A 15,478-nucleotide genomic window follows, 5' to 3' on the forward strand; every position below is an offset into this window, starting at 1 on the left:
CGCTACACCCGTGCGCGGCTCATATGCCCCGCTCGGCGGCCACCCGGCCCGACTTGATCGCCCGCTCCAGCTCCGCGTGGTCCGCCTCCGTACGGTCCGCGTACGCCACCGCGAAGTCGGCTACAGCCGCGTCGAGTTCGTCGTTCTTGCCGCAGTAGCCGGCGAGCAGCCGGGGGTCGGCGCTGTGGGAGTGGGCACGTGCCAGCAGGGCCCCGGTCATCCGCCCGTAGTCGTCGACCTGCTCGACGGTGAGCGCGGCCGGGTCCACACTGCCCTTGCGGTTCCGGAACTGGCGTACCTGGTACGGCCTGCCGTCCACGTCCGTCCAGCCGAGCAGGATGTCGCTGACGACCTGCATCCGCTTCTGGCCGAGCACCACCCGGCGGCCCTCGTGGCCCTCCTGCGGCGGCTCGAAGCCGACTGCGGGCAGATACGGCGCGAGCGCCGACGGACGCGCCTCCTTCACCTGGAGGACCAGCGGCTCGCCCCGGTGGTCGAGCAGCAGGACGACGTACGAACGGGTCCCGACGCTGCCGGTGCCGACCACCCGGAACGCCACGTCGTGGATCGCGTACCGCGCCAGCAGCGGCAGCCGGTCCTCGGAGACCGTGGACAGATAGCCGCCGAGCCCCGCCGCCACCGCTGCGGCCTCCGCGTCCGGCACCCGGCGCAGCACGGGCAGCGCGTCGACGAAGCGCCGCCCGCCGTCCGGGCAGTCCTCGGTGGAGCGGGCGGCGAACCGGGCGCTGGTGTTCCTGCGGGCCTTCTCGGAGACCCGCTCCAGGGTGCCGACCAGATCGCGAGCGTCCGTGTGCGAGACCAACTCCTCGTCCGCGATGGCGTTCCAGGCGTCGAGGGCGGGCAGCCGGGCCAGCAGCCGCATGGTGCGCCGGTAGGCGCCGACGGTGTCGTACGCGCCCTTGCGGCAGGTCTCCTCGTCCGCCCCGGCGACCCGGCCCGCCAGCACGAGCGAGGTGGCGAGCCGCTTGAGGTCCCACTCCCAGGGGCCGAAGACGGTCTCGTCGAAGTCGTTGAGGTCGATGACGAGGCTGCCCCGGGCATCGCCGTAGAGGCCGAAGTTGGCGGCATGGGCGTCACCGCAGAGCTGGGCGCCCACCCCGGTGACCGGGGTCCCCATCAGGTCGTGGGCCATCAGCCCGGCCGAGCCGCGCAGAAAGGCGAAGGGTGAGGCGGCCATCCGTCCCACCCGGATCGGCGCCAGTGCCGGCACCCGGCCCCGGTTGGACTCCTCGACGGCCCGCACCGCGTCGGGGCGGCCCGACGGCAGGACCAGCGAGCTGTGCGCGGAGCGCGGGACCCGGCCGCGGAGCGCCTTGCCCGCCGCCCTCGGTGAGCCGACCTCTCCACGCCGGGCGAACCCGGGCACCACCGGAATACGGGCGTCGGCCCCGGCAACAGAACTGGAGGACCCGGCACCGGCGCGGGAAGACCCCGCACTCACGTCCGGGCCGGCACCCCCGCCCGTACGCGCACTCGAGTCCGTACCCCCGGCAAGCCCGGCGCCTCTATCGACGCCCGCGCCTTCGATGACGCCCATGGAGCGTCGCCTCCCCCACCCTCGTCAGCTCTCCGGCCGACCCGGTCACCCGCCCCGGCCGACGGTGCTGCTCACCAGCGACCGAGCACGACCGTACCGCCGTTCCCCCACACCCGTCCGCCCCGGATGATTTTGTCCAGAATTACCTGAGGAAGCCGCTCACGATCGCCCGGAGGGGCTGTTCACTGGCGCGCACGCCACCGAACGTTTCACGTGAAACGTCCGAGACGTCGGACGGGCCCATCCGAAACCCCGGCCAAGCCCGGCCGAAACGTCAGAGCAACGAGCCGAGATGCCGGACCGACCGAGATGCCAGACCGACCGACCGAGATGCCGGACGACCGGCCGAGACGTCAGACCAGTTCACCCAGACCATCGGCCGTCACGCCGGCCCCGGCAGGCTCGTCGGCGCCTTCGCCATCGGGCTGGTCGCGCGTACTGCGAGCCGCCCCGCCGCCGCGGTGGGCGCCCCCGCTGTTCCGGCCGGCCGCCGCCGCTCCACGGGCCGCCTCCGCCGCCGCGGCGATCTCCCGGGCCTCCCGCTCGGCCTGCTCCGCCTTCTCCCTCGCCTGGGCCGCGAGATCCACCCGGCCCTCCGGTTTGATGTGGGCGATGACACCGGGGTTGGCGATCGAGGGGAGGATGTGCCGCCACATCTCGGCCACCTGCTCACGCAGGTCCGCACGTCCCGAGTCGGCTTCCGATATCAGCTGGATACCCGTGAAGGAGGCCACGATGACCTTGGCGGAGATCATCGGATCGACATGGGGAAGCACCTCGCCCCGCTCCTTGCCCAGCTCCAGCATCCGGGCCGTCGCATCGATCCAGTCCCCCCACGGGTGGGGGCCGCCGAGGAAGACGCCTTCGATGGAGAGACGGGTCCCGGCCCGCGCCATCGAGTTGTGGCGCAGGGCGAAGGCGAACTGCTGACCGCCGTCGACCAGGGACTGGAGAGGCGATCCCTCCTGGGCGAAATCGACCGTGGAGGTCTGCTCGTCCATGATCGCCTGGGCGATGGCCTCCTTGGAGGCGAAGTGGAAGTACAGCGCCCCCTTGGTCACCTTGGCCCGGCGGAGGATCTCCGAGATGGCGGCGCGCTCGTAGCCGTAGTCGTCGAAGACACTCGCCGCGGCATCCACGATCGACCGCCACGTCTGCACCGCGCGAGCCTGCTTCGCCATTCCTGCCTCCGGGACGTTCTGTGCGCTCAGCCCTTCACTGCCGAGCAGCCGTCGATCCAGCCTCTACGGCCAGCGTATGCATGTATGCCGCCTCGCAGACCATCGGTCTGTCCGGAAACCGCTCCGGCAACCGCCCCGGAGACACCCCGCCGACCGCCCGGTCCACCGCCGGACCATACCGACCGCCCTGCCTGTTTACCCCGCCGCCCCGGGACCGACACAGCTCACGGAACAACACGGAAAGGCCGTGGACGGAGCCCGCGGAGACAGCAGGAAGAGGGGCGAACAACGGGAAACAACGAAGAACCCCCGCTCCGGATCTCTCCGGGGCGGGGGTTCTCCCGATTCAACTCGACAGCCGCAAGCGACTGTCGCTGTGCGCGAGGGGGGATTTGAACCCCCACGTCCCTAAGGACACTGGCACCTGAAGCCAGCGCGTCTGCCGTTCCGCCACTCGCGCAAGAGTGGTGTTTCCAGACTCTCTCTCACCTGTGTGGTGTGAGCGCCTGGCGACATCCGGAAGATTAGCACGCTGGACAGGGTGGATTCACATCCGTTGTTTCGCAGACCCCGGGACGGGAATCGGGAACGCGGAGCGGTCGCCCCCACTCCTCCAGAGAGCATCCCGTGTGCGGGACACTGTGAGGAGGCCCCCTCTACGATCCGTGTGAGGGGTGACACTCATCCACAGGGCAGAGAAGGGGAACCAGCCGATTTCCCGACGCGTGGATACGATCAGTAAGCAGTACAGGGACGATGACACCGGAGGAGGTGCCCCATGGGGGTCATGAAGCGTTTCGAGCAGCGCCTCGAAGGGCTGGTCAACGGCACCTTCGCCAAGGTCTTCAAGTCCGAGGTGCAGCCGGTGGAGATCGCCGGCGCCCTGCAGCGGGAGTGCGACAACAACGCGACGATCTGGAACCGCGAGCGGACCGTCGTCCCCAACGACTTCATCGTCGAGCTGAGCACCCCCGACTACGAGCGGCTCAGCCCGTACTCGGGCCAGCTGGGCGACGAGCTGTCCGGCCTGGTGCGCGACTACGCCAAGCAGCAGCGCTACACCTTCATGGGCCCGATCAAGGTCCACCTGGAGAAGGCCGACGACCTCGACACCGGTCTCTACCGGGTGCGCAGCCGCACCCTGGCGTCGAGTTCGTCACAGCCGGACCAGCCCGATCCGTACCAGCGGCCCGCCGCCCCGCAGTCCCCCGGCGGCTACGGGTACCCCCCGGCCGCCGCCCCGCCCATGCCCACGGCCCCGCCGCCCGGCGGTGGACGGCCCCCGGCCATGGGCGACCGGCGCCCGCCGACCGGTCCCGGTTCGATGCCGGACGCGCAGGTGCGGCGCTGGATCGAGATCAACGGCACCCGCCATCAGATTTCCCGCCCGACGTTGGTGATGGGACGATCCACCGACGCCGACGTGCGGATCGACGACCCCGGTGTATCGCGCCGGCACTGTGAGATCCGGACCGGAACGCCCTCGACGATCCAGGATCTCGGGTCCACCAACGGCATCGTGGTGGACGGGCAGCACACCACCCGCGCTACGCTCCGCGACGGCTCGCGGATCGTCGTGGGCAGCACCACCATCGTTTACCGGCAAGCCGAAGGGTGAAGCGGGGGCAATGTCAGAGCTGACCCTGACGGTCATGCGGCTAGGTTTCCTGGCCGTTCTGTGGCTGTTCGTCATCGTGGCCGTCCAGGTCATCCGCAGCGATCTGTTCGGAACGCGCGTCACGCAGCGCGGTTCACGCCGCACTGCGGGTGACGCGCGTCCGCAGCAGGGCCGCCAGCAGCAGGCGGCACCGCCCCAGCAGCGCCAGCAGTCCGGGCGCCAGCGCCGCGGGGCACCCACCAAGCTGGTCGTCTCCGAAGGCACCCTCACGGGCACCACGGTCGCCCTCCAGGGCCAGACCATCACCCTGGGCCGGGCACACGACTCCACGATCGTGCTGGACGACGACTACGCCTCCAGCAGGCATGCCAGGATCTACCCCGACCGGGACGGCCAGTGGATCGTGGAGGATCTCGGGTCCACCAACGGCACCTACCTGGAGCGGACCCGGCTCACCACTCCGACGCCCGTTCCGCTGGGCGCGCCGATCCGTATCGGCAAGACCGTCATCGAGCTGCGGAAGTAGTACGACAATGAGCGAGCGGAGCGAGCGAGCCGCGGCGGCCCGGAGGACGGACGCGGCCCGGTTCCCGACCGGAGGGTGGGCAGTGTGGCTCGAGACAGGCTGTACCCCGACGGAGCGTCGACCGGGCAGGTGCGTATGAGTCTGTCCCTGCGCTTCGCCGCCGGATCGCACAAAGGCATGATCCGGGAGGGGAACGAGGACTCCGGCTACGCCGGTCCGCGTCTCCTCGCCATCGCCGACGGCATGGGCGGCCAGGCGGCCGGTGAGGTCGCCAGCTCCGAGGTGATCTCCACGCTCGTCCAGCTCGACGACGACGTCCCCGGCTCGGACATCCTCACCTCCCTGGCCACGGCGGTGCAGCGGGCCAACGACCAGCTGCGCGTCATGGTCGAGGAGGACCCCCAGCTGGAGGGCATGGGCACCACGCTCACCGCCCTGCTCTGGACCGGCCAGCGGCTCGGTCTGGTGCACGTCGGCGACTCCCGCGCCTATCTGCTGCGCGACGGCGTCCTGACACAGATCACCCAGGACCACACCTGGGTGCAGCGCCTGGTCGACGAGGGCCGGATCACCGAGGAAGAGGCCACCACCCACCCGCAGCGCTCCCTGCTGATGCGCGCGCTGGGCAGCGGCGACCACGTCGAGCCGGATCTCTCCATCCGCGAGGTCCGGGCCGGCGACCGCTACCTGATCTGCTCCGACGGCCTCTCCGGCGTGGTCTCGCACCAGACGATGGAAGAGACCCTGGCCAGCTACCAGGGCCCGCAGGAGACCATCCAGGAGCTGATCCAGCTCGCCCTGCGCGGCGGCGGCCCCGACAACATCACCTGCATCGTGGCCGACGTCCTGGACGTCGACAACAACGACACCCTGGCGGGCCGGCTCAACGACACCCCGGTCGTCGTGGGCGCGGTGGCGGAGAACCAGACGGTCCTCAACGACGGCGGGGCCATGCAGACCCCCGCCGGACGCGCGGCCGGTCTCGGGCGACCCGTCGCGCCCCCCGCGGGCGGCTTCGGCCCGCCCGGCAGCGGCGAGGCCGACTACGGCTCCCTGCCCGACGGCTCGTACGACTCCTACACCGACGACGACCTCGCCAAGCCGCGCGGCGGCCGCAAGTGGCTCAAGCGGTCCGTTTTCACGGTGCTGGCCCTGGCGGTCATCGGCGGCGCTCTCTACGGCGGCCACCGCTGGACACAGACCCAGTTCTACGTCGGCGTGCAGAACGACAACGTGGCGCTGTTCCGCGGCATCAGCCAGGACCTCGCCTGGATCTCGCTCTCCGAGGTCGAGAAGAACCACCCCGAGATCGAGCTGAAGTACCTGCCGCCGTACCAGCGCAAGCAGGTCGAGGCCACGATCGCCGAGGGCAGTCTCGCCGAGGCCCGTAAGAAGGTCGACGAACTCGGCGCCCAGGCCTCGGCCTGCAAGAAGGACGCGCAGCGCCGCGCGGCCGAAGCGGAGGCGGAGACCTCCGCCACGCCCCCCGCCACGGGGACCAAGCCGACCACCGCGACTCCCACTCCCGGCCCCAGCCTCTCGGAGGAAGAGAAGAAGCTGGTCCCGCAGTGCGGTAAGCAGTAAGCCGTAGGGGGCCTTCAGCACCATGAGCGTTGTCACCAACACGACCACCATCGGCGCGATCGACGCACCGAGCCGCCGCAACACCGAACTGGCACTGGTCATCTTCGCCGTCGCCATCTCGGTGTTCGCCTATGCCAACGTGGGCCTCGCCCTCAACGGCGAACTGCCCTCGGGCATGCTCGGTTACGGGGCGGGGCTCGCCCTGCTCGGCGGCGTCGCCCACCTCGTGGTGCGCAGATTCGCCCGGTACGCCGACCCGCTGCTGCTGCCGCTGGCCGTGCTGCTGAACGGGCTGGGGCTGGCGCTGATCTGGCGCCTGGACCAGTCGGAGCGGTTCCAGGCCCTCAAGACGTTCGCGCCCGCCGCCACGAAGCAGCTGCTGTTCTCCGCGATCGGCGTGGCCCTGCTCGTCGCCGTCCTGGTCGTCCTGAAGGATCACCGCATCCTCCAGCGCTACACGTACATCTCGATGGTCGTGGCGCTGGTCCTGCTGATCCTGCCGATGTTCTTCCCCGCGGTGAACGGCGCCAAGATCTGGATCAAGATCCCGGGCGTCGGCACGATCCAGCCCGGTGAGTTCGCCAAGATCATCATCACGGTGTTCTTCGCGGGCTACCTGATGGTCAAGCGGGACGCGCTGGCCCTGGCCAGCCGCCGGTTCATGGGCCTGTACCTCCCCCGCGGCCGCGACCTGGGCCCGATCCTGATGGTCTGGGCGTTCTCGATCCTGATCCTGGTCTTCGAGACCGACCTCGGCTCCTCGCTGCTCTTCTTCGGCATGTTCGTCGTGATGCTGTACGTCGCCACCGAGCGCACCAGCTGGATCGTCTTCGGTCTGCTGATGTCCGCGGTCGGCGCGGTGGGCGTCGCCACGTTCGAGCCGCACGTCCAGCAGCGCGTCACCGCCTGGCTCGACCCGTTCGCGGGCTGGGGGGAGCAGGCGGCGAGCGAGCAGATGGCCAAGTCGCTGATGGCCTTCGGCTCCGGCGGGACCCTCGGGACCGGCCTCGGCCAGGGCCACTCCGACCTGATCGGCTTCGCCGCCAACTCCGACTTCATCCTCGCCACCGTCGGCGAGGAGCTGGGGCTCGCCGGGATGATGGCCGTGCTCCTCATCTACGGTCTGATCGTCGAGCGCGGCGTACGCACCGCGCTCGCCGCCCGCGACCCGTTCGGCAAGCTGCTCGCGATCGGCCTCTCCGGCTCGTTCGCCCTCCAGGTGTTCGTCGTCGCCGGCGGTGTGATGGGGCTCATCCCGCTCACCGGTATGACCATGCCGTTCCTGGCGGCCGGTGGCTCCTCCGTACTCGCCAACTGGGCGCTGATCGCCATCCTGATCCGGATCAGCGACACCGCCCGCCGTCCCGCCCCGGCGCCCGCTCCCACCACGGACGCCGAGATGACCCAGGTGGTCCGACCGTGAACAAGCCGCTCCGCCGGATCGCGATCTTCTGCGGGATCCTCGTCCTCGCCCTGCTCATCCGGGACAACTGGCTCCAGTACGTCCGGGCGGACGAGCTGAACAGCCACAAGTACAACCGCCGCGTCCAGATCGAGCGTTACGCCCACGAGCGCGGCGACATCATCGTGGACGGCAAGGCGATCACCGGCTCCGTCGAGACCGAGGACAGCGACTTCAAGTACAAGCGGGTCTGGAAGGACGGCCCCCTCTGGGCCCCCGTGACCGGCTACTCCTCGCAGGCCTTCGACTCCTCGCAGCTGGAGAACCTGGAGGACGGCATCCTCACGGGCAACAGCGACCAGCTGTTCTTCGACCGGACGCTGTCGATGTTCACCGGCAGGAAGAAGTCCGGCGGCAACGTCGTCACCACCCTCAACGGCGCCGCGCAGAAGGCGGCCTTCGAGGGGCTCGGCAACAAGAAGGGCGCCGTCGTCGCGCTCGACCCGCAGACCGGCGCCGTCCTCGCCCTGGCGAGCACCCCCTCGTACGACCCCTCGGTCTTCGCCGGGAACTCCATGAAGGACTCCGACGCCCGGCAGAAGCTCCTCAAGGACGAGGACAAGCCGATGCTCAACCGGGCGCTGCGCGAGACCTATCCCCCCGGTTCCACCTTCAAGGTCGTCACCGCCGCCGCGGCCCTGGAGAACGGGCTCTACGACGACATCGACGCCAAGACGGATTCCCCGCTGCCCTGGACGCTGCCCCAGTCCACGGTGCAGTTGAAGAACCAGGGCGACCTCCCCTGTGAGGACGCCTCGCTGCGCGATGCCCTGCGGGTCTCGTGCAACACCGTCTTCGGGAAGATCAGCGACGATCTCGGCAACAAGAAGATGATCGAGCAGACGGACAAGTTCGGCTTCAACAAGGAAGTCTTCACACCCGTCCGCGCCGACGCGAGCATCTACCCGGAGGACAACCGGCCGCAGAACGCGATGGCCGGCATCGGGCAGGCGTCCAACCGGACCACCCCCCTCCAGATGGCCATGGTGTCCGCCGCCATCGCCAACGACGGCAAGCTGATGCAGCCGTACATGGTGGCCAAGCGCCAGGCGCCCGACCTGGACGACATCTTCACCCACGAGCCCGAGGAGCTCAGCCGGGCGATGTCGGGGGAGAACGCCCAGAAGCTCCAGCAGATGATGGAGACCGTCGTCAACGACGGAACGGGAACCAGGGCACAGATCCCCGGCGTCACCGTAGGCGGCAAGACCGGTACCGCCCAGCACGGTCTGAACAACAGCGAGAAGCCGTACGCCTGGTTCATCTCGTACGCGAAGACCGACAGCGGCTCCCCGGTCGCCGTGGCCGTCGTGGTCGAGGACGGCAACGCCAACCGGGGCGACATCTCCGGTGGCGGGCTGGCCGCCCCGATCGCGAAGAGCGTGATGCAGGCGGTCATCGACAGCAAGTAGTGAGCCCCGTCACTACGGCCGTCCGTCCATACCGGACATCGGATACCGGTCGGATATCGGCTGCCGGGTGCGGGCTGATCACTCCACGCGTGCCCGGTAGCGTATGCGCGAACAGCGCACCGCCGGACCACACACACGGGTGCGGTCAGGACTGACGGAGAGGGCTGGAACAGTGATGGAAGAGCCGCGTCGCCTCGGCGGCCGGTACGAGCTGGGCTCGGTGCTCGGCCGTGGTGGCATGGCCGAGGTCTACCTCGCCCACGACACCCGGCTCGGCCGCACCGTAGCGGTGAAGACGCTCCGGGCCGATCTGGCCCGCGACCCGTCCTTCCAGGCCCGGTTCCGCCGTGAGGCCCAGTCGGCCGCCTCGCTCAACCACCCCGCGATCGTCGCCGTCTACGACACCGGCGAGGACTACGTCGACGGGGTCTCCATCCCGTACATCGTGATGGAGTACGTCGACGGCTCGACCCTGCGGGAGCTGCTGCACTCCGGACGCAGGCTGCTGCCCGAGCGCACGCTGGAGATGACGGTCGGCATCCTCCAGGCCCTGGAGTACTCCCACCGCGCCCAGATCGTCCACCGCGACATCAAGCCGGCCAACGTCATGCTGACGCGGACCGGCCAGGTCAAGGTGATGGACTTCGGCATCGCCCGGGCCATGGGCGACTCCGGAATGACGATGACGCAGACCGCCGCGGTCATCGGCACCGCCCAGTACCTCTCCCCGGAGCAGGCGAAGGGCGAGCAGGTCGACGCCCGCTCCGACCTGTACTCCACCGGCTGCCTGCTCTACGAGCTCCTCGCGGTCCGGCCCCCGTTCGTCGGCGACTCGCCCGTCGCCGTGGCCTACCAGCACGTGCGCGAGGAGCCGCAGCCGCCGAGCACCTTCGACCCCGAGATCACGCCCGAGATGGACGCGATCGTGCTGAAGGCGCTCACCAAGGACCCGGACTACCGCTACCAGTCCGCCGACGAGATGCGGGCCGACATCGAGGCCTGCCTCGACGGCCGGCCGGTCGCTGCCGCAGCCGGGCTGGGTGCCGCCGGATACGGCGGGTACGACGGCTACAACGCCGACCAGCCCACCACCGCCCTGCGCGCCACCGACCCCAACAACCAGCAGACGTCGATGCTGCCGCCGGTCAACCCGGACGACGGCGGCTACGGCTACGACGACCGGGCGGGCCGGCGGCGCCAGCAGCCGCAGAAGAAGAGCAACCTCTCGACGATCCTGCTGGTCGTCGCAGGCATCCTGGTGCTCATCGGCGCGATCCTGATCGGCAAGGCCGTCTTCAGCGACTCCAGCACCGACAACCAGATCTCCGTGCCCAATCTGGTCGGCTCCACCGTCAAGGAGGCGGAACAGCTGGCCGAGAGATCGGAGATCGTCCTCAAGGTCGGCGGCGAGGAGCCGTGCGAGCAGCAGGAGAAGGGCAAGATCTGCTCGCAGGATCCGAAGGACGGCACGATGGAGAAGAACGGGACCGTCACGGTCATGGTCTCCTCCGGTGCCCCCAAGGTCGAGGTGCCCGACGTCCTGGAGAAGTCCGAGGACGGTGCCCGCAAGGCCCTGGAGGACAAGGGCTTCAGCGTCAACGTCACCGCGGTCGAGTCCGACAAGAGCGAGGGCACGGTCATCGAGCAGAAGCCCAAGGGCGGCAGCGAGGCGGAGGACGGCTCCGAGGTGACCATCACGGTCGCCAAGAAGGAGACCCTGGACCTGCCCGACATGCGCACCCGCACCTTCGCGGCCGCGGAACAGCAGCTGCGGGGCATCGGCTTCACCAACATCTCGCGGACCGACGTCGACTCCGAGGAGCCGAAGGACACGGTCATCGAGCAGACCCCGCAGCCCGGCAAGCACGCCAAGGACGCGCAGATCGTCCTCAAGGTCTCCAAGGGCCCGGCCGAACCGCCGGAGCCGGAGAAGACCCAGGTGCCGCAGATCCAGGGCATGAAGCTCGGGGAGGCCAAGGCGAAGCTCCAGGAGGCGGGCCTCCAGGTCGGCAACGTCCAGGGCTCGCAGGACGACAACGCCATCGTGGCCGTCGTCCAGCCGGGGGTCGGTGAGACCGTCGACAAGAACTCCGCGGTCAACATCTTCGCCACCCCGGGCGGCGGAGGCGACCAGGGCGGCGGCGGCCTCTTCGGAGGCCCGTCGGGCCGGTAGCCCGCAGTCCGTACGGCGAAGGGCCCCGGTCACCGTGAGGGTGACCGGGGCCCTTCGCCATGAGCGGGAGGCCGGACGACGGCCCTGGGGCCTCTCGTCAGACTGCCGTCGTCGCCCGGCAGGCGGCAGTCTGACGACAGGCCCTAGAGCAGTTCCACCGGCTTCGTGCGGTCCTTGTCGACCTTCTCCGTGCGCTCCAGCTCGCCCCAGACGATGTACCGGTACTTCGAGGTGTAGACCGGGGTGCAGGTCGTCAGCGTGATGTAGCGGCCGGGCTTCTTCACGCCCGACTCCTCCGGGACCGGCTGGATCACGTCGACGTTGAACTTCGAGGTCTCGGGGAGCGTCTTGTAGACCTTGTAGACGTACCAGGTGTCCTTGGTCTCGAAGACGACCGGGTCGCCGTTCTTCAGCTTGTGGATGTTGTGGAACTTGGCGCCGTGCCCGTCCCGGTGGGCGGCCAGCGTGAAGTTGCCCTCGTCGTCCCAGGGGAGGGCGGAGGGGACCGGGTCCGTGTAGTAGCCCGCGATGCCGTTGTTGAGGGTCTCGGGGTCGGTGCCCTTCTTGACCAGCACCTCGCCGTTCCCCATGGCGGGGACGTGCAGGAAGCCGATGCCGTCCTTGGTGTCCAGCGCACCGGGCCCGGCGTCCGCCCAGTTCTCCCGGACGGTGTCGCCCTGCCGGCCCGCCTCGCGGTCGGCGAGCACGTTGGTCCACCAGAGGGAGTACGCGACGAAGAGCGCGAGCACCAGGCCCGCGGTGATCAGCAGCTCGCCGAAGACGCTGACGGCCGTGGCGATCGGGTGGCGGGCGCGGCGGGGTGCCGGGGGCGTGGACACGGGTGCGCCGGTCCGCTCGTCGTGCTCGGTCCTCGCTGCCACCGCACCGCCCCTGTCCTGATGATGTTCAGCCCACGAGCGCCTTGGGCTTTCCCTCGTCGCGCGGCCGTTCGTCGACCATCTTGCCCCAGACGATCAGCCGGTAGGTACTCGTGAACTCCGGGGTACAGGTCGTCAGCGTGATGTACCGGCCCGGCTCGGTGAACCCGGAACCGGCCGGGATCGGCTCGATCACCGAGATGTTGGAGGGCGAGGTCTGCGGCAGGATGCTGGCCATCTCGTACGTGTAGTACGCGTCCCTCGTCTCGACCACGATCGGATCGCCGGGGACGAGCTTGTTGACGTAGCGGAACGGTTCCCCGTGGGTGTTGCGGTGGCCGGCGACGGCGAAGTTGCCCTGCTCGTCCTCGGGCATCGCCGTCTTCAGCTTGCCCTCGCCGTAGTGGCCGAGCATGCCCCGGTCGAGGACCTTCTCCTTGTTGATGCCCTCGGCGATCGGGACGACGACGTCCAGCTTGGGGATGTGCATGATGGCGAAGCCCTGGCCGGGCGCGAACACCCCGGGTTTGCCCGCCCCGTTGGCCCACTCCTCCTGGATCCTGTCCGTCTCCTTGCCCGCGATCTGCTCGGCCCGGACGTTGGTCCACCAGAGCTGGTAGGTGACGAAGAGCAGCATCAGGACGCCGAGCGAGATGAAGATCTCGCCGACGGCCCGGCTGGCGACGACGGCCGGGCTGTCCTTGGCGGCCTTCGCGGCCCGCCGCGCCTCCATCCGGGTCATGGGGGCGGCGGGGGTGGAGGCCGCAGGGGCGGCCGGGCCGGAACGGCGCCCGCGCCCCTTGGCCGCCCGCCGCCGCTCGGCCCGCCCCCCGGTGACCGGCTCGGCGGACTCGGGGCGGGCGGGGGGCTCGTAGGCATCGGTGGCCGCCTCGTACGGATCGGCCGGCTCGGGCCGCTCGGCGGGGACCGGTCGCCCGGTCGACGCGAACGGCCCGGTGGCGGACCGTTCCCCGGGGGGCGCGTACGGCTCGGGGGCGGGCTCGTACGGGGCGGCGGGGTCGTACGGCCGGGGCGCGTCGGTGGGCACGAACGCCTGGGGCGGATCAGGCCTTTCGCCCGGATCTGTCACTATTCGGTGGGTGTCGGCGGTCCGCGACCCCATGGTCCCGTCGGCCGGAACGGGCGCGGGAGAGGGCGCAGGGGCCTGCTGGGAGCCGTACCAGTCCCGCTGGTATCCCTCGGGGTCGTACCACTCGCCCGGGGCCTCCTGGGCCTGCTCAGGGCTGTAAGCCTGCGGGCGGGCGGCGGCCGGACCGTCCTCTCCCGGGGCGGCCTCGCTCCGGAACCACGGGGAGGTGTGCCGCCCCGGCAGCGGGTCGCCGAGCGGGTCCGCGAGCCCTTCCACCGCCGACGTGAACGCCCCGTCCGTCCCGTACGCCCCGGGCACGTACGGGCCCTGGAGCCCGGGGCCGTCCTCGGGGCGGGGTGCGGTCACGCCGCGGCCTTGCCCACCACCGGCGCGAGCCCCGCCGACCGCGCCACGGCCCCCTGGTCACCGCACTGCTCCAGCCAGTTGGCGAGCATCAGGTGGCCGTACTCGGTGAGCACGGACTCGGGGTGGAACTGCACGCCCTCCACCGCCCGGTCCCGGTGGCGCAGGCCCATGATGATGCCGTCGGCCGTGCGGGCCGTGACCTCCAGCTCGGGCGGGAGCGCGGCCGGTTCGGCGGCGAGCGAGTGGTAGCGGGTGGCTGTGAAGGGGGAGGGCAGCCCGGCGAAGACGCCCTGGCCCTCGTGGGTCACCGGCGAGGTCTTGCCGTGCAACAGCTCGGGGGCCCGGTCGACGACACCGCCGTACGCGACGGCCATGGACTGCATCCCCAGGCAGACGCCGAAGACCGGGACGCCGGTGTCCGCGCAGTGGCGCACCATCTCCACGCAGACCCCCGCCTGTTCGGGCGTGCCGGGGCCGGGGGAGAGCAGGACGCCGTCGAAGCCGTCCTGGGCGTGGCCGGTGGTCACCTCGTCGTTGCGCAGCACCTCGCACTCGGCACCGAGCTGGTAGAGGTACTGGACGAGGTTGAAGACGAAGCTGTCGTAGTTGTCCACGACGAGGATGCGTGCGCTCACTGCCCGGCTCCTGCCCCACCGGCGCTGTCGCCGTCGACGGTCACGTCACCGAACGGGAGCAGCGGCTCCGCCCAGGGGAAGACGTACTGGAACAGCGCGTAGACCACCGCGAGAACCAGCACGAGCGCGATGATGCTCCGCACCCATGCGTTGCCCGGCAGATGCCGCCAGATCCAGCCGTACATGCTGACCCCTCCATTCGGTACTCGCACCAGATTAGAGTGCCGCGGCCGGAGAGTGGGTCAGCCTGTGGAAAACCCCGGCACCGCCCAGGTCAGCCGGTAAGCTCCGGCGGCTTCCCCTCGTCCACCGGCCGGGTCGCGTCCAGATGGGCCCAGGCGATGAGCCGGTGGCTGCTGCCCCACTCGGGCTCGCAGGTGGTGAGCGTCAGATAGCGGCCGGGGCCCTCGAAGCCGGAGCGGCGGGGGACGGGGTCGACGACGGCGGTGTCGGTGGGCACGGTGCGGTAGGGCTCGCGGGCGACGCGGTACGTGAACCAGGTCGTGCCGTCGTTGACGATCACCGCGTCCCCGGGGCGGAGCCGGGGGAAGTCCTTGAAGGGGTCCCCGTACGTCCGCCGGTGCCCGGCCACCGCGAAGTTGCCGGTCTCCCCCGGGCGGGCGGTCCCGCTGTAGTGGCCGAGACCCTTCTGCAAGGTCCTGGCCTCGGTGTTCTCCAGCACCGGCCACTCCCAGCCGGCGCCGAAGCGGGGGACGTACATCGTCGCGAACGGCTTTCCGCCCTCGTACGGAGCCGGGGAGGCGGTGGGCGAAGGGGCCGCGGGCCGCTGCTGGGCCCAGCGGCTGTGGAGCGTCGCGATCTCGCCCTCGGCGGCGTCGGCGGCCTTGACGCCCGTCCATGACACGACGTAGACGACGAACAGGACGATCAGGGCGCCCGCGGTGATGCACAGTTCGCTGAAGGTCCTGACGACGAGCCGTACCGGGACGGGCCGTACCGATCGCTCCGACGGTCGTGACGGCACCGGACGGCCT

General features: G+C 70.3%; 13 protein-coding genes and 1 tRNA gene. 6 read left to right on the top strand and 8 right to left on the bottom strand.

Annotation, left to right across the window (positions count from 1 at the left end):
• Positions 1-19: 19 nt before the first annotated feature.
• The 3 genes from ACQ9ZG_RS16420 to ACQ9ZG_RS16430 all read right to left on the bottom strand — a co-directional run bounded on the left by ACQ9ZG_RS16420 (position 20) and on the right by ACQ9ZG_RS16430 (position 3,199).
• Positions 20-1,390, bottom strand: a complete 1,371-nt coding sequence (locus ACQ9ZG_RS16420) for a DUF2252 domain-containing protein (protein ID WP_109916677.1) — start codon at positions 1,388-1,390, stop codon at positions 20-22.
• A 521-nt stretch (positions 1,391-1,911) separates the two neighbouring features.
• Positions 1,912-2,739 (bottom strand): ScbR family autoregulator-binding transcription factor, encoded by an 828-nt coding sequence (locus ACQ9ZG_RS16425; RefSeq protein WP_028415834.1) that lies wholly within the window; start codon positions 2,737-2,739, stop codon positions 1,912-1,914.
• Between the two features lie 377 nt (positions 2,740-3,116).
• Positions 3,117-3,199 (bottom strand) — tRNA-Leu (locus tag ACQ9ZG_RS16430).
• Positions 3,200-3,517: 318 nt separating this feature from the next.
• Here ACQ9ZG_RS16430 and ACQ9ZG_RS16435 point away from each other — a divergent pair.
• The 6 genes from ACQ9ZG_RS16435 to pknB all read left to right on the top strand — a co-directional run bounded on the left by ACQ9ZG_RS16435 (position 3,518) and on the right by pknB (position 11,514).
• Positions 3,518-4,357 (top strand): FHA domain-containing protein, encoded by an 840-nt coding sequence (locus tag ACQ9ZG_RS16435; protein WP_018489802.1) that lies wholly within the window; start codon positions 3,518-3,520, stop codon positions 4,355-4,357.
• Positions 4,358-4,367: 10 nt separating this feature from the next.
• Positions 4,368-4,883, top strand: a complete 516-nt coding sequence (locus ACQ9ZG_RS16440; RefSeq protein WP_028415833.1) for an FHA domain-containing protein FhaB/FipA — start codon at positions 4,368-4,370, stop codon at positions 4,881-4,883.
• Between the two features lie 135 nt (positions 4,884-5,018).
• Entirely contained in the window at positions 5,019-6,467 is a 1,449-nt protein-coding gene (locus ACQ9ZG_RS16445; RefSeq protein WP_028415832.1) for a Stp1/IreP family PP2C-type Ser/Thr phosphatase, read from the top strand.
• A 22-nt stretch (positions 6,468-6,489) separates the two neighbouring features.
• Positions 6,490-7,890, top strand: coding sequence for an FtsW/RodA/SpoVE family cell cycle protein (locus ACQ9ZG_RS16450; RefSeq protein ID WP_018489805.1), 1,401 nt, complete (start codon positions 6,490-6,492; stop codon positions 7,888-7,890).
• Positions 7,887-9,341 (top strand): peptidoglycan D,D-transpeptidase FtsI family protein, encoded by a 1,455-nt coding sequence (locus ACQ9ZG_RS16455; protein WP_109914893.1) that lies wholly within the window; start codon positions 7,887-7,889, stop codon positions 9,339-9,341. The genes ACQ9ZG_RS16450 and ACQ9ZG_RS16455 overlap by 4 nt, the downstream gene beginning before the upstream one ends.
• A 175-nt stretch (positions 9,342-9,516) precedes the next feature.
• Positions 9,517-11,514: a Stk1 family PASTA domain-containing Ser/Thr kinase gene (gene pknB / locus ACQ9ZG_RS16460; protein WP_109914894.1), complete on the top strand. Its 1,998-nt coding sequence runs from the start codon at positions 9,517-9,519 to the stop codon at positions 11,512-11,514.
• Positions 11,515-11,657: 143 nt separating this feature from the next.
• On the opposite strand, the gene ACQ9ZG_RS16465 is transcribed toward pknB, so the two are convergent.
• The 5 genes from ACQ9ZG_RS16465 to ACQ9ZG_RS16485 all read right to left on the bottom strand — a co-directional run bounded on the left by ACQ9ZG_RS16465 (position 11,658) and on the right by ACQ9ZG_RS16485 (position 15,468).
• Positions 11,658-12,395: a class E sortase gene (locus tag ACQ9ZG_RS16465; protein ID WP_109914895.1), complete on the bottom strand. Its 738-nt coding sequence runs from the start codon at positions 12,393-12,395 to the stop codon at positions 11,658-11,660.
• Positions 12,396-12,420: 25 nt separating this feature from the next.
• Positions 12,421-13,848 (bottom strand): class E sortase, encoded by a 1,428-nt coding sequence (locus ACQ9ZG_RS16470; protein ID WP_499280744.1) that lies wholly within the window; start codon positions 13,846-13,848, stop codon positions 12,421-12,423.
• Positions 13,845-14,483, bottom strand: coding sequence for an aminodeoxychorismate/anthranilate synthase component II (locus ACQ9ZG_RS16475; RefSeq protein ID WP_028415828.1), 639 nt, complete (start codon positions 14,481-14,483; stop codon positions 13,845-13,847). The genes ACQ9ZG_RS16470 and ACQ9ZG_RS16475 overlap by 4 nt, the downstream gene beginning before the upstream one ends.
• Positions 14,480-14,668 carry a hypothetical protein gene (locus ACQ9ZG_RS16480; RefSeq protein WP_018489811.1) on the bottom strand — a complete coding sequence of 63 codons (189 nt, stop codon included), beginning with the start codon at positions 14,666-14,668 and terminating at the stop codon, positions 14,480-14,482. The genes ACQ9ZG_RS16475 and ACQ9ZG_RS16480 overlap by 4 nt, the downstream gene beginning before the upstream one ends.
• An 89-nt stretch (positions 14,669-14,757) precedes the next feature.
• Entirely contained in the window at positions 14,758-15,468 is a 711-nt protein-coding gene (locus ACQ9ZG_RS16485) for a class E sortase (protein ID WP_109916079.1), read from the bottom strand.
• Positions 15,469-15,478 lie beyond the last annotated feature (10 nt).

Source organism: Streptomyces araujoniae (assembly GCF_050871195.1).
Classification (GTDB): domain Bacteria; phylum Actinomycetota; class Actinomycetes; order Streptomycetales; family Streptomycetaceae; genus Streptomyces; species Streptomyces bacillaris.

Excerpts from the sequence above, each read along its gene's own strand:
- ACQ9ZG_RS16440 (WP_028415833.1), top strand. The coding sequence starts at position 4,368 with ATGTCAGAGCTGACCCTGACGGTCATGCGGCTAGGTTTCCTGGCCGTT.
- ACQ9ZG_RS16425 (WP_028415834.1), bottom strand. The coding sequence starts at position 2,739 with ATGGCGAAGCAGGCTCGCGCGGTGCAGACGTGGCGGTCGATCGTGGAT.
- ACQ9ZG_RS16445 (WP_028415832.1), top strand. The coding sequence starts at position 5,019 with ATGAGTCTGTCCCTGCGCTTCGCCGCCGGATCGCACAAAGGCATGATC.
- ACQ9ZG_RS16435 (WP_018489802.1), top strand. The coding sequence starts at position 3,518 with ATGGGGGTCATGAAGCGTTTCGAGCAGCGCCTCGAAGGGCTGGTCAAC.
- pknB (WP_109914894.1), top strand. The coding sequence starts at position 9,517 with ATGGAAGAGCCGCGTCGCCTCGGCGGCCGGTACGAGCTGGGCTCGGTG.
- ACQ9ZG_RS16450 (WP_018489805.1), top strand. The coding sequence starts at position 6,490 with ATGAGCGTTGTCACCAACACGACCACCATCGGCGCGATCGACGCACCG.
- ACQ9ZG_RS16480 (WP_018489811.1), bottom strand. The coding sequence starts at position 14,668 with ATGTACGGCTGGATCTGGCGGCATCTGCCGGGCAACGCATGGGTGCGG.